Origin of the sequence: Aliagarivorans taiwanensis DSM 22990 (genome assembly GCF_000429505.1) — a bacterium.
Classification (GTDB): domain Bacteria; phylum Pseudomonadota; class Gammaproteobacteria; order Enterobacterales; family Celerinatantimonadaceae; genus Aliagarivorans; species Aliagarivorans taiwanensis.
On sequence record NZ_KE386911.1, the window covers coordinates 40,711 to 53,882 of the forward strand.

Sequence of the window (13,172 nt, forward strand, 5' to 3'; positions counted from 1 at the left end):
AGTTTTTTACGCTGCTGCAAGGTCATAGTTTTTTACGCTGCTGCGAGGTCATAGTTGCGGCGCCCCATACGTTTTAGTGCGACAACAAATATCCCTACGGCAAGGGCGACACCGAGCAGGGTTAGGCTCGACTTCAGCGGCGCGTGGCTAAAGTTCATCACTTGGTAATAGCCGGTTGCGCTACAGTAAGCCAGCAAGGTACTCCACACTGCAATCAAGCGAGCCCAAGCACTGCCCAGCTCCTTCACTATCGCCCCCATCGCCGCCGCGCAAGGCATGTACAGCAAGATAAACAGCATGTAGGCCACCGCAGAGGCGCTGGTGAAGTGCTGCTGCAGCATGTTCATGGTGGTCAGGTCCACTTCCAGCTCGTCGGCTGCCTCTTGCTCGCTTAGGCCCTCTTCCACCGCAATCCCCAGCGGGTCGCTAAAGCTCATACCGAATAGGTTGTCGGGAATCGTGGCGAAGGCCTCGGCAAAGCGCTCGCCGTAGCTCCAGGCCTCGTCTTCACCGGCGTCTGAGTAGAGGGTGTTAAGGGTGCCGATTACCGCCTCTTTGGCGAACAGGCCGGTTACAATCCCCACAGTAGCCTGCCAATTGTTCTCTTCCACGCCCATCGGCGCGAATACCGGCGTAACCAGCTGTGATGCCTGAGCCAAGATGGCGTCATCGCTACCCGGATCGGTGGCCTCCCCTTTCAGGGTAATCGAGTTAAGCACGCTTAGGATGGCCACTACCACCACAATGGTCTTACCCGCCCCCATGATAAAGCCGCGTACCTTCTGCCAAGTCAGCAGCAAGATATTGCTCACGCGGGGGATTTGATAGTCAGGCAGCTCCAACAGGTTTTCCTGGGCGCTCCCCGGTAGCAAGGTGTGCTTGAGCAGCAGACCGGTAACAACGGCCGCCAAGATCCCCAGCAGGTAGAGCACAAACACCACGTTCTGGCCATTGTGTGGGAAGAAGGCCGCTACAAACAATGCGTACACCGGCAGACGCGCCCCACAGGACATAAACGGGCTCATCGCCGACGTCAGAATACGCTCGCGCTCTTTTTCCAACACCCGAGTTGCCATCACCGCAGGCACGGTGCAGCCAAAGCCCATCAGCATCGGTACAAAGGCCTTACCCGGCAGGCCGATTTTCTGCATAAAGCGGTCAACCACGAAGGCTGCACGGGCCAGATAGCCGGAGCTCTCCAACACTGCCAAGAACAGGTATAAAAAGGCAATCACCGGAATAAACGTAGCAACGGTCTGGATACCGGCACCGATCCCTTCAGAGAGGATCATCACCAACCAGCCCGGGGCGCTCACCGCCTCCAGCAGCTGAGCCACACCATCGACAAACACGGTGCCAAAGGTGATATCGAAGAAATCGATAAACACCGCCCCACCGTGGATGGCAAACATAAACATGGCGTACATGCTTAGCAAAAATGCCGGGATCCCCAGCCACTTGTTCAGCAATAGCTTGTCCAGGCGCTCGCTAACATCTTGCGATAACTGCCCTTTTGCCCTCACCGCAAACTGGGTGATTTCATAGATTCGGCTATAGCGTGCTTCTGCCAAACCGAGCTCAATGTCGTAGTTGCCAATATTGGTGCGCAGGCGCTGCGCTTGTTCACTCAAGGCTGCATCGCCGTCAACACAGGCGGGCAGCTCGTCATTGAGCAAGTCAAAGGCGTCGCGGCGGCTTAGGCCAATCGCCTCTGCCCCTAAAAAGAATTGATTGATGGCCTCGGGGTAGCTCACCGCGGGCTGGCCAGCTTGCTGGGCCAAGGCCGTTTGGGCGATAAGCTTGCGCTTGAGCTTTTCCACATCGCCTTTGTGGGTGGCACTTAAGGCCATTACCGGCATCTTTAGCGCTTCGCTTAGGGCGGCGGTGTTGATATCTAGCTGCTTGGCCTTGTCGGTATCCATCTTGTTGATCACCAGCAGAACCGGCAGGCCGAGCTCTTTAAGCTGTAGGCTGAGGAATAGGCCGCGCTCCAGGCTCGAGGCATCTACCACGTTAATCACCAAGTCCAGTTGGTGCTGCTCCAGGTAATCACGCGCCACCTTTTCATCCAGCGCGCCCTTGTCGCCCATGCTTTCCAGGCTATAAACACCCGGCAGGTCGACTAAGTTAATCTGCTTATCGCTGGCAGTGAATTGGCCGCTGGCCTTCTCAACGGTCACGCCGCTGAAGTTACCCACACGCTGACGGGCACCGGTTAAGGCGTTAAATAAGGTGGTCTTCCCGCTATTCGGGTTACCGATGGTGGCGATATTCAAACTATCCCTGTTCAGTATCGCTTGTTCACGTTGGCTATCGCAGCAATCCTTCATAGCGCTTGTACCTCGATTTTCTTCGCTTGATCCAAATCCAAGGCGAAACTGATCCCTTTGGCCTTAAGCTGCAACGGGCTGCCAAATGGCGCGGTTCGGATAAGCTGGAGTTCTGTATTGGGCAAAACACCCACTGATAAGAGCTTGCGACGCATCGCAGATGATAAAAGATTGAGGTCGAGCACTTGTGCACGCTGGCCCGGAGTTAACTGATTGAGTCGCATCCCTTACTCCAAATAACAATTATTACCATTTGCATCTTGAACCGATCCAGCTCACATTACCTTGATACATATCAATTTCATCTTGCTTCACAAGATAATTGCCACAACGTATTATTCGCGGGGTAATTTCTCTGCTTTTGAGGCAACTATGTCATCGTTACGCGATCAACTGTCGCAATTGGTGTATTCCACCGACCAAGGAAAAATTGAGGCTGAGCCACAGCCAGAACAGATCCCCGCCTCCGACGGCTTTATCAAGATGCGCCGCGAAACCAAAGGCCGAAAAGGCAAAGGCGTCACCTGCCTGAGCGACTTTGGCGTGGAAGCCAGCGAGCTTAAAGATCTGTGCAAACAGATGAAGAAGCTGTGTGGCGTTGGCGGCAGCGTCAAAGACTATGTCATCGAGATCCAAGGCGATCAGCGCGACAAGCTGCAAACCTGGCTGGAGCAGCAAGGCTACAAGGTGAAGCGTATCGGCGGCTAATCGCCTCTATCGAGGCAAACTTGCTGTTACTTAGCACTCACGCTAAGCGCATGCGGCAAGGCCTTACGCAACAGAGGCAGTAAAAACTGCCTCACTAAGTACTTTTTATGCGGTGCGTTATCCGGAGTGACCGAGATAACCCGAGCCAAGGCGGCGCGATGTTCCTCGCTACACAACACCCCCATTAAGCGCTCATCCGCCTCTTCCAGCACATGCTTGGCTTGATCCACATCGTGATGATGAAACAGGTTGTCCAGCCACGGACGTGAGCTAAACGGAATAAACGCCGAACACAACCACTCTTCAATGGCCTGGCGTAATTCGCATTCTTGGTGTGGGATATCGTATTCGGTAAGCGGGGTATTGGTAGGTAGGGGTTGGCGATATGTCAGATCGTCTGCTGCATCGACATAGGTCCAGCTCATGCTCAAAGGCCTCCATGCATTGCCTTGGCACCTAACCTAATCCTGTCGTGAATGAACAAGTCACTACACTGCGCGACAACTGCCTGTAATGCGTAAGAAGAGAGCCATTATGATACCGACAATGACACGCTTCTTTTCTCAGGCACTCACATAAACCTGAACACCCACCATGGCGATAACAGCAAGGTCATCGCTCGCCAAACTCACTTGGCGCTTTGCTCGAATTAGCACCAGATAGCCAGCCAGCCTCGTGTTTCGCTGGCACGGTTTGCTATCTCGGTGTGCGGTGTGGTCGGCAAAATTTAATGATTAAATTAACTGCAGCCACATTAGACCTAAGTCGCAATTCAGACTTTGAAGTTCATCACATGATGGGCAATTTCACGCTTGTTTTTTAAGCGTTTTTTACTGCACCCAACGAGCTAACAAGATTCCGGTGCTTGCGATACACCACATCGCAAAATATACTGTATATAAATACAGTATATACAGTGCAGCATCGTATTATGAGTCTCGAACAACTGCTCGCCCACCAGCAAGTCTGGCGAGGCTTTAAAACCCAGAATCTCCCCAAGAAAAGCAGTGGCTATCCCGAGCTAGACGAGCTGTTACAAGGCGGCTTTCCGGCCCAAGGGGTCACCGCCTTACATACCCAACCCGCGGTGGGCGAGCTGCGCCTACTTATGCCCCAGCTGCAACAGCAGCAACGGCTGTGGATCTTGATTAATCCCCCCGCCCTGCCCAATGCGGAGTTTTTTGCCCAGCACGGTATTGGCAACCATCAGCTATTGGTGCTGCGCCCCAATAGCGCCAAGGAGACCTTATGGGCCACCGAGCAATGCCTACTCAGCGGCAGCAGTCATGTGCTGTTGTGGCAACAGGGAATGAACGTAGCGCAGCTCAAGCGCTTGCAGCTGGCCTGCCAGCACGGTGACAGCCGCCTGTTTGCCTTCTACCCGCCCCACGACAGCCAGTTTTCCCTGCCCTTCGACCTGCAGCTGGAACTACAGGCGCATCCGCAAGGTTTGCAGGTCACGGTACTCAAACGCCGCGGAGGCTGGCCGGGGCAAAGCCGCTTGATTCACTTTGCCCGCCACTGGCCAGAGCTAACCCAGCAGCAAGCCTCTCAGGTTATCCCCTTCCCACAGGAGAAGGTGGGATAGATGTTCTGGCTCTACCTGTATTTCCCGCGCCTGCAGCTCGATAGCATGATCATGCCTGCAAACAATAGCGATGCTCAAAGCGGTACTGAAGAAAGCGCCCAGCAAGCCCTTGAGGCGGTGGTCGACCCACACAGCCACCAATTGGTACAGCTTAGCGATACCGCCATTAAAGAGGGCCTGCAGGTCGGCATGGGGCTAGCCAGTGCCGCGGCCTTGGTGGAAAAGCTGCAGGTTTATGCCTATCAAAGCCAGCTGGAGCAAGACGCACTCGAGCACTTGGCCGAGCAGCTATATAGCCTGAATGGCGATATCAGCCTCGACCCGCCCAAGGGCTTGGGCTTACGCCTCGATACCATGGGCCAGCTATATCAAGATCTCGACAACTACTGGCAGCAGCTACAAACGCAGCTCGCGCCGCTGCCGCTCCGTTACCACTTTGCCAGCGCCACCACCTTATTAGCCGCCAAGCTGCTGGCTCGAGCAAAAACCGACCAGCTGCTTACGCATGAGCAAAGCGCGCAACGCTTGCAGGCCCTGCCCTTGGCCTGCTGCGACTTTCCAGACAAGCAGCTCAGCCACTTTGAGCGGCTAGGCCTGCAAACCGTGGGCGAGCTGGAGGCCCTGCCCCGCAGCGAGCTGATTGAGCGGCTCGACCCTGCATCGCAGGTCTACCTAGCACAGCTGCAAGGCAAGCTGCCGTTAAACCTTCCCGGCTATCAAGCACCCGAGCAGTTTCAGCGCCACTGCGAGCTAAGCTACGAGATAAAGCAGAGCCCCCAGCTACTCAAGATACTCGAGCCACTGCTCAAACAGCTCGAACAGCATCTGCGTCAGCGTCAGCTGGGCGCTCCGCGAATGCAGCTAAGCCTGATCTTTCGCGAACAGCCGGAGCAAACGCTACAAATCCACGCCCCCGCCGGGCAAAACAGTGCGGCCCAGTGGCTTAAGCTGTTTGCGCTGCGCCTGGAGCGTCATCCACTGGCCGCACCGGTCTATCGGCTTAGCCTGAGTCTGTGTCACGCTCAGACGCTGGCTGGTGATAAGGCCGATCTGTTCAACCAACAGCACGCTGCTATTCCGGCTAGCACCTTGGTGGCGCAGCTGCGCACTCGGCTGGGCGATGCCAGCCTGACCGGCATCGACCGCTTCGATGATCTCCGCCCAGAGCGAGCCAGCGTCCCCCATCCCGGCGATCTAGCACCCGCCAGTGCCCTTATCGCTGAGCAGGTTCTGCGCCCTAGCCTGCTGCTGCCATCTCCCCAGCCGCTAAAACACCCCATCACCCTGCAGCAAGGCCCGGAGCGGCTTGTTGCCGGTTGGTGGGATCAGCAGCCCATCGAGCGCGACTACTTTATTGCGCTCAGCGGCGACGGCCAGTATCTGTGGGTGTTTCGTACCCCGCAGCAGCAGTGGTTTGTGCATGGGTATTTCAGCTGATGGGCTACGCCGAGCTATTTAGCCAGAGCAATTTCAGCTTTTTGCATGGGGCGTCTCACCCGGAAGAGCTGGTGGAGCGTGCCGCCGAGCTGGGCTACCACTCGCTGGCGCTGTGCGATGAGTGCTCCTTAGCCGGGGTGGTGAAAGCCCATCAACGCATCAAAGAGTTGCAGTTACCGCTCAAGCTAATCGTTGGCAGCCTGCTGCGTTTTGAGGGGATCAGCGTAGTGGCGCTCTGCCCTAATCAGCCCGCTTATAGCGAGTTGTGCCGGGTGATCACCAATGCCCGACGCCGGGCCGAGAAAGGCAGCTATCAGTTTAGCCAGTGGGATCTCAACACCATTAAGCACTGCCTGCTATTGTGGCTGCCCCGTGGCGATGAGCGCGACCACCAGCATCTGCAGAGCCTGCTTAGCTACCACCGCAGCCGCCTGACCATCGGCTTTCGCCGCTATTTACGCGCCGATGATCACCACTATCAAGCCCACTGTGAGCAATTAGCCACCCAGCACCAACTGCCAATCGCGGCCTGTGGCGGGGTGCTGATGCACCACCCCGAGCGACTACCGATGCAGCAAGTCCTGCATGGCATCCGCCTGCGCCGCCCCTTAGACAAGCTGGGCCGAAAGCTACTGGCCAATCAAGAGTATGCGCTGCGTCCCTTAGACAAGCTGCAGCATATCTTTCCCCCCACTTGGCTGGCCGAGAGCGTTACACTGGCCGAGCGCTGCGACTTTAACCTCGACTCGCTACGCTACCAATACCCCGCCGAACTGGTACCCGATGGCGACAGCCCCGACAGCTATCTACGCAAACTCACCTACCAAGGCTGTGAGAAACGCTTCCCCGAAGGTGCCGATGAGCAGATCCTGACACTCATCGAGAAAGAGCTGGGCCTTATTGCCGAGCAAGGCTATGCCCACTTCTTCTTAACCATTCACGATGTGGTGCAGTTTGCCCGCCGCCAGCAGATCCTCTACCAAGGGCGAGGCTCAGCGGCCAACTCGGTGGTCTGCTATTGTCTGGAGATCACCTCGGTGGACCCGCGCCAGATCTCGCTGCTGTTCGAGAGGTTTATCAGCAAAGAGCGCAATGAGCCGCCGGATATCGATGTCGACTTCGAACACCAGCGCCGTGAAGAGGTGGTTCAGTACATCTATCAAAAATATGGCCGGGAGCGCGCGGCGCTGGCCGCCTCGGTGCGTACCTATCGCTTTCGCAGTGCCCTGCGTGAGGTGGGCAAAGCCCTTGGACTGGCCGAGCACCAGCTGGACTTCTTTATCAAAAACATCGACCGACGCGATCGTCATTCCAGTTGGCAGCAACAACTGAGCGAGTTAGGCCTGAGCCCCGACTCGCCCAAAGCGCGTCAACTGGTGGCGCTGGTAGAACAGATTATGGGCTTCCCCCGCCACCTCTCCCAACATGTGGGCGGCTATGTGATCAGCGCCGGTCCGCTCTATCATTTGGTGCCGATTGAGAATGCGGCCATGCCCGGGCGCACGGTGATCCAGTGGGATAAAGACGACTTGGAAAGCCTTGGCCTGCTCAAGGTCGATGTACTGGCGCTGGGCATGCTCACTGCCCTGTCCAAGTGCTTTGGCCTGTTGAAGCAGCACTACCAACGCGAACTCACTCTGGCCCAGCTCACCGCCATGCAAGATGATCAAGCGGTCTATCAGATGATCCAGCGCGCCGATACCGTGGGGCTATTCCAGATTGAGTCGCGGGCGCAGATGAGCATGCTGCCCCGGCTAAAACCACGCAGCTATTACGATCTAGTTATCCAGATCGCCATCGTCCGCCCCGGGCCGATTCAAGGCGATATGGTGCACCCCTACCTAAAGCGGCGGAACGGCGAAGAAGCGATCAGCTACCCCTCTGAGGCGGTCAAAGAGGTGCTAGCGCGCACCATGGGCGTACCGATCTTCCAAGAGCAGGTGATCAAGCTGGCCATGGTGGCGGCGGGCTTTAGCGGCGGCGAGGCGGATCAGCTGCGCCGAGCCATGGCCTCTTGGCGTAAAAGCGGCGAGCTACAAAAGTTTCAGGACAAGCTGGTCAAGGGCATGACCGAGCGCGGCTACGATAAGGAATTTGCCCTGCAGATCTACCGCCAGATCTGTGGCTTTGGCGAGTATGGCTTCCCGGAGAGCCACTCCGCCTCCTTTGCGGTGCTCGCCTACGCCTCCGCTTGGCTCAAGCACTACTATCCTGCCGCTTATTTTTGCTCCTTGCTCAATAGCCACCCGATGGGCTTTTATAGCCCCTCTCAGCTGGTGCAAGACGCCCGTCGCCATAAGGTTGAAGTACTGCCGGTGTGCATTAATCACTCGGACTACGATCACCTGCTATGCGATCACAACAGCGACAAAGCACTGCGCTTGGGACTGCGTTTGGTAAAAGGTCTAAGTCGCGCTGCCGCTGAGTTGCTGGTGGCTGAGCGCCCATCGGATGGCTACCAAAGCATCTCACAGCTACGGCGATTGGATATCCACCAAGGCGAGCTGGCGGCCCTAGCCAGCGCCGATGCCCTAAAAGCACTCAGTGGCAACCGCTACCAAAGCCGCTGGGAGCTGATGGAGCCGCACACCCTGCCGCTGTTTGCAGACCTCCCCGAGGAACAATCACCGCCGCCTCGCCTTGCCAAGCCACAGCCGCTTGAGCAGCTTAAAGAAGACTACGCCGCCTTAGGCTTGAGCCTGGAGCACCACCCGGTGACCTTACTGGAACAGCACGGCCGACTCGGCAGTTTTCGCCGCGCCGAGCAGCTCAAACAGGTAGAGCATGGCACCTTGGTCAGCGTAGTGGGCGTAGTCACCGGGCGACAATCGCCCGGCACCGCGGCCGGCGTCACCTTTATCACCCTGGAAGACGATACCGGCAACATCAACGTGGTGGTGTGGTCAGCCACCTCACACAAGCAAAAGAGCGCGTTTTTGCGGGCCAAAGTGCTAAAAGTTGTGGGCGTGTTAGAGCGTGAAGGCGACGTCATCCACGTTATCGCCGGACGCCTTGAGGACTATACAGAGCGCCTTGGTGAGCTAAGGGCAGAATCTCGAGATTTTCACTGAGACACAGATGTATGTACGAAAACGCCGGCATTTGCCGGCGCTCAAGTAAGCAGTCTGACCGAATTTTAGAAATAATGATGGAAGGTCAGGTTGTTCTTCAGATTCAAGATCTGCTTCAGTACCACGCTTTGCGGAGCATCACGCTTGTACTCTTCGTGGTCACGGCAGTCCATCACCAATGAGAATACTTTGTAGCCCTGCTTCTCAGCCAGCTCGTAGTAGTAATCAAGGTCGGAGTTTTGTGAGAACGAGTTGGTTACCGCAATCACTTCACGGCCTTCTTGCATAAAGGTGTCTACTTGCTTGCGGCAGTAGTTATCAGCGAAGGGCTTAAGATCTTCATTCCACTTGTTTTCGCCATGAGAGGCATAGTAATCCCAGCACGACACTACGTTACTGGTAATGGTACGGGCAAACTCAGTTTTGCCGGTTCCAAATGGGCCACGGACAATGTATAGATATTTCATATTGCGATCCTTAATTGAACAAAAATATCTGTTTCAACGGATATTCTGATAGCAGAAGCGGCCAGTGTACGGCGCGGTGACAAGCCAAAACAATCGCAATAAATCACATTCAAATTATGGTATCTGGTTATTTAGATGTGAGTCAGCTTAAGTCACAAAGTGCCAAAACCCTTTTACTTTAGGCTTAAATGATACTCTCCAACGCCAGATACTGATTTTGAAAATATGCAGTTACGATATTTATTAGGTGTGGACAGCTCGATATACAAGGATCAGACAATGAGTGGTGAAACCGATCTAGCCAAACTGATAAGCAGTATGCAGCCCCAACTGATGGCGCAAGAGTATGTGTTCATCGCCCTGGAGCAAGGGGCTTATGGCGATGGTGCCCAGCTCAACCCGATAGCGATGTTTCAAGAGCAAGAAGCCATGACACTGGTGGTGCCACGCGAGCAGGCGCAAGCACAAGGTGTGGCCTATCAATCGGTGTTCCGCTGCATCACCCTATCGGTTCACTCCAGCCTCGATGCGGTGGGCTTAACCGCTGCGGTGTCGGCGGCACTGGCCTCAAATGGCATCAGCGCCAATGTGATTGCCGCGTTCTACCACGACCATATCTTTGTTCCCGCCGATCAGGCGCAGCTCGCGGTGAGCGTACTAGAGGAAACCGCCCGCTCGGTTTGCTAAAAGCCCCGCCCCCTGAAAACAGAAAAGCCGCAGTCCTGTATACAGGACTGCGGCTTAATGACTTACGCGATTAGCGCTTAATCGTAATACGGCTTGATGGTCTGGATACGGCCATCTTCATCATAATGCAGCTCAGACATCTTGATGCTACGCAGGTGGGTTTGACCGCCTGACAGGCTGCTGTCGTGATAAAACAGGTACCACTTGCCTTCAAACTCACAGATTGAGTGGTGGGTGGTCCAGCCCAATACCGGCTCCAGGATCACGCCTTGATAGGTAAACGGTCCATAAGGCGAATCACTGGTTGCATAGACAATCTTGTGGGTATCGCCGGTGGAGTACGACAGGTAGTATTTGCCCTGATACTTGTGCACCCATGGGCCTTCAAAGTAGCGACGGTCGTTGTCGCCGGCCACCAGCAGATTGCCCTGCTCATCTAAGATATCAATTTCCAGCGGGCTCTCAGCAAACTGCAGCATGTCGTCGCTAAGCTTGGCAACAATTGGCTTAAGCGCAGGCTGGTCGTCGGCTGGGAACACTTCCTCACCAAACTCGCCATTACGCCAGTTTTGCAGCTGACCGCCCCACAGGCCACCGAAGTAGATGTAGTAGGCACCGTCATCATCTTGTAGCACCGCTGGGTCGATACTAAAGCTGCCTTCGATAGGCTTAGCTTCTGGAACGAATGGCCCTTCTGGCGCATTGCCAACTGCGACACCGATGCGGAAGATCCCATCGTAATCACGCGCTGGGAAGTACAGGTAGTACTTGCCGTCTTTTTCCGCAGCATCCGGCGCCCACATCTGACGCTCGGCCCATGGCACGTCTTTAACATCCAACGCATTACCGTGGTCAGTCACCAGACCTTGTGGGCGTTCTAGCGAATACACGTGGTAGTCGCGCATATCAAAATGATCGCCGTTGTCATTCAGCGGCTGGCCGTTGTCGACATCGTGCGAAGGATAGATATAGATCTTGCCATTAAACACATGGGCAGAGGGGTCTGCGGTATACATGTTGGTCACCAACGGTGGGTTGACCGGCTTGAGCGCATTGGCGCGGGCCAAATCGAGCTCGCTTACGCGCTCTGCATCACTGATTTCTACATTCGCCTGTTCGGCATCGATTACATCAATAGTCATGGTGTTCTTCACTTTATTAACAGCTGCAGCGAGGATAACAAAGCCACTGCCCCGGTAACTTATGATTTGTGACAACCCATGTTGTTAAATCTTAATAATCCGTAGGTTTTTAATGGCTTTATGACAAAGGCAACGCGTGTCGCACTGACCATGAAACTTATGAAATTCTCGTCTGCAAAATGCGCAACAGAGCGAAACACCCATTAGCAAGCGGCGCGTTCAAGGGCTCCTATCGACAGGAAGACACAAAAAGGCGCCAATCGGCGCCCTATATCGATGACTAAAGCGGCATTAAAACAACGAACCGTTTAGCCAGATATGACATGCCACCGAGGCCAGATAGCCCAGCGCAATCACCGGACTCCAGCGCAGATGGCTGATAAAGGTGTAATGGCCACGCGCCTGCCCCATCAACGCCACGCCCGCTGCTGAGCCGATGGACAGCATGCTGCCACCCACCCCGGCGGTTAAGGTAACCAGCAGCCATTGGCCAAGGGACATGCTTGGCTCCATGGTCAGCACCGCAAACATCACCGGGATGTTATCGACAATGGCGCTAAGCACACCCACCGCGATGTTGGCGTAGGTGGCATCCCAGTTGTTGTACATCAGGTTCGAGGCCAACTCCAGGTAGCCGATAAACCCAAGGCCACCGACACAGATCACCACCCCGTAGAAGAACAACAGGGTATCCCATTCGGCGCGCGCAACCCGGTTAAACACGTCAAACGGTACGATGCTGCCGAGCGAGCGTAAGCGCGCATCATCGCCATGTTGAATCGCGCTAAGCGCCTTGCGATGAAGGCTGCGCGCCAGCGTTTTACGCAGGAAGAAACCGAAGAACTGCAAATAGCCCAGGCCGGTCATCATGCCCATCACTGGCGGCAGGTGGAACAGGCTATGGACCATGACGGCGGTGGCTACCGTGAACAAGAACAGCAACACAATCCGCTTGGCACCGCGCTTCATCTCCACCTTCTCATCGGAGGCTTGCACCACTTCGTTACCGATAAACAGCGAGATAATGGCGGCGGGGATCACCGCATTCACCAGCGAGGGAACCATCAACGCGAAGAACTGGCTAAACTCCACCAAGCCTTTCTGCCAGACCATCAGGGTGGTGATATCACCAAAGGGGCTAAACGCACCACCGGCATTCGCTGCCACCACAATGTTGATACAAGCAAGGTTAATAAAACGGCTGTTGCCCTTGGCTACTTTAGTCACCACCGCACACATCAGCAGCGCGGTAGTCAGGTTATCGGCAATCGGCGAAATCACGAAAGCCAAGGCACCGGTGAGCCAAAACAACTTACGGTAGGTCAGATTCTTGCTGACCAGCCACGCACGCAGCGCATCAAACAGGCGCCGCTCTTCCATCGCGTTGATATAGGTCATCGCCACCAGCAGGAACAGCATGAGTTCGGCAAACTCGAGCAGATTATGGCGGAAGGCATCGGTCACCAGATGCTGCTGATCGCTGCCATGATAGAACATGGCAATAAACAGCCAGATAAGTCCGGCCGCCACCAGCACCGGCTTGGATTTGCGAAGGTGAATCACCTCTTCGCTCATCACCAACAGGTAGGCGATGGCAAACACCACTAACGAACTCGTGCCCACCCATGAGTCGACCAGACTAACACCGGCTTCAGAGGCAAAGGCTTCAACAGGAAAGATTAAAAAAACCAAGGGTAATAAAAAGGGTAATAAAACGTGCATGTATTCCACTCCATTGGCAC

11 protein-coding genes are annotated in these 13,172 nt (G+C 55.3%); 5 read left to right on the forward strand and 6 right to left on the reverse strand.

Annotated elements, in window-relative coordinates:
• Positions 1 to 32: 32 nt before the first annotated feature.
• Positions 33 to 2,330 (reverse strand): Fe(2+) transporter permease subunit FeoB, encoded by a 2,298-nt coding sequence (gene feoB / locus G462_RS0120300; protein WP_051326894.1) that lies wholly within the window; start codon positions 2,328 to 2,330, stop codon positions 33 to 35.
• Positions 2,327 to 2,554, reverse strand: coding sequence for a FeoA family protein (locus tag G462_RS0120305; protein ID WP_026960597.1), 228 nt, complete (start codon positions 2,552 to 2,554; stop codon positions 2,327 to 2,329). Before G462_RS0120305 ends, feoB begins: the two co-directional genes overlap by 4 nt.
• Positions 2,555 to 2,702: 148 nt before the next feature.
• Here G462_RS0120305 and G462_RS0120310 point away from each other — a divergent pair, with 148 nt between their 5' ends.
• Positions 2,703 to 3,038 (forward strand): translation initiation factor, encoded by a 336-nt coding sequence (locus tag G462_RS0120310; protein WP_211234252.1) that lies wholly within the window; start codon positions 2,703 to 2,705, stop codon positions 3,036 to 3,038.
• Between the two features lie 26 nt (positions 3,039 to 3,064).
• Here the strand turns inward: G462_RS0120310 and G462_RS0120315 are convergent, their stop codons facing one another.
• Positions 3,065 to 3,463, reverse strand: a complete 399-nt coding sequence (locus tag G462_RS0120315; protein WP_026960599.1) for a hypothetical protein — start codon at positions 3,461 to 3,463, stop codon at positions 3,065 to 3,067.
• A gap of 506 nt (positions 3,464 to 3,969) precedes the next feature.
• On the opposite strand from G462_RS0120315, the gene imuA reads away from it, so the two are divergent.
• The 3 genes from imuA to G462_RS0120330 are packed head-to-tail and all read left to right on the forward strand — an operon-like array spanning position 3,970 to position 9,134.
• Positions 3,970 to 4,626: a translesion DNA synthesis-associated protein ImuA gene (gene imuA, locus G462_RS0120320; protein ID WP_026960600.1), complete on the forward strand. Its 657-nt coding sequence runs from the start codon at positions 3,970 to 3,972 to the stop codon at positions 4,624 to 4,626.
• Positions 4,627 to 6,063: a Y-family DNA polymerase gene (locus G462_RS0120325; protein ID WP_026960601.1), complete on the forward strand. Its 1,437-nt coding sequence runs from the start codon at positions 4,627 to 4,629 to the stop codon at positions 6,061 to 6,063.
• Positions 6,063 to 9,134 (forward strand): error-prone DNA polymerase, encoded by a 3,072-nt coding sequence (locus tag G462_RS0120330; protein WP_026960602.1) that lies wholly within the window; start codon positions 6,063 to 6,065, stop codon positions 9,132 to 9,134. Before G462_RS0120325 ends, G462_RS0120330 begins: the two co-directional genes overlap by 1 nt.
• A 65-nt stretch (positions 9,135 to 9,199) precedes the next feature.
• Here G462_RS0120330 and G462_RS0120335 read toward each other — a convergent pair whose 3' ends face one another.
• On the reverse strand, positions 9,200 to 9,601 hold the full coding sequence (locus G462_RS0120335) for a hypothetical protein (RefSeq protein WP_026960603.1): 402 nt from the start codon (positions 9,599 to 9,601) through the stop codon (positions 9,200 to 9,202).
• A 279-nt stretch (positions 9,602 to 9,880) separates the two neighbouring features.
• On the opposite strand from G462_RS0120335, the gene G462_RS0120340 reads away from it, so the two are divergent.
• Positions 9,881 to 10,288 carry an ACT domain-containing protein gene (locus G462_RS0120340; RefSeq protein WP_026960604.1) on the forward strand — a complete coding sequence of 136 codons (408 nt, stop codon included), beginning with the start codon at positions 9,881 to 9,883 and terminating at the stop codon, positions 10,286 to 10,288.
• A gap of 77 nt (positions 10,289 to 10,365) precedes the next feature.
• On the opposite strand, the gene G462_RS0120345 is transcribed toward G462_RS0120340, so the two are convergent.
• Positions 10,366 to 11,430, reverse strand: coding sequence for a glycoside hydrolase family 43 protein (locus G462_RS0120345; protein WP_211234253.1), 1,065 nt, complete (start codon positions 11,428 to 11,430; stop codon positions 10,366 to 10,368).
• Between the two features lie 291 nt (positions 11,431 to 11,721).
• On the reverse strand, positions 11,722 to 13,152 hold the full coding sequence (gene nhaD / locus G462_RS0120350) for a sodium:proton antiporter NhaD (protein WP_035478594.1): 1,431 nt from the start codon (positions 13,150 to 13,152) through the stop codon (positions 11,722 to 11,724).
• Positions 13,153 to 13,172: the final 20 nt, after the last annotated feature.

Bases quoted from the DNA above. Each gene is read 5' to 3' on its own strand.
- feoB (WP_051326894.1), bottom strand. From the start codon at position 2,330: ATGAAGGATTGCTGCGATAGCCAACGTGAACAAGCGATACTGAACAGG.
- G462_RS0120305 (WP_026960597.1), bottom strand. From the start codon at position 2,554: ATGCGACTCAATCAGTTAACTCCGGGCCAGCGTGCACAAGTGCTCGAC.
- G462_RS0120310 (WP_211234252.1), top strand. From the start codon at position 2,703: ATGTCATCGTTACGCGATCAACTGTCGCAATTGGTGTATTCCACCGAC.
- G462_RS0120315 (WP_026960599.1), bottom strand. From the start codon at position 3,463: ATGAGCTGGACCTATGTCGATGCAGCAGACGATCTGACATATCGCCAA.
- imuA (WP_026960600.1), top strand. From the start codon at position 3,970: ATGAGTCTCGAACAACTGCTCGCCCACCAGCAAGTCTGGCGAGGCTTT.
- G462_RS0120325 (WP_026960601.1), top strand. From the start codon at position 4,627: ATGTTCTGGCTCTACCTGTATTTCCCGCGCCTGCAGCTCGATAGCATG.
- G462_RS0120330 (WP_026960602.1), top strand. From the start codon at position 6,063: ATGGGCTACGCCGAGCTATTTAGCCAGAGCAATTTCAGCTTTTTGCAT.
- G462_RS0120335 (WP_026960603.1), bottom strand. From the start codon at position 9,601: ATGAAATATCTATACATTGTCCGTGGCCCATTTGGAACCGGCAAAACT.
- G462_RS0120340 (WP_026960604.1), top strand. From the start codon at position 9,881: ATGAGTGGTGAAACCGATCTAGCCAAACTGATAAGCAGTATGCAGCCC.
- G462_RS0120345 (WP_211234253.1), bottom strand. From the start codon at position 11,430: ATGACTATTGATGTAATCGATGCCGAACAGGCGAATGTAGAAATCAGT.
- nhaD (WP_035478594.1), bottom strand. From the start codon at position 13,152: ATGCACGTTTTATTACCCTTTTTATTACCCTTGGTTTTTTTAATCTTT.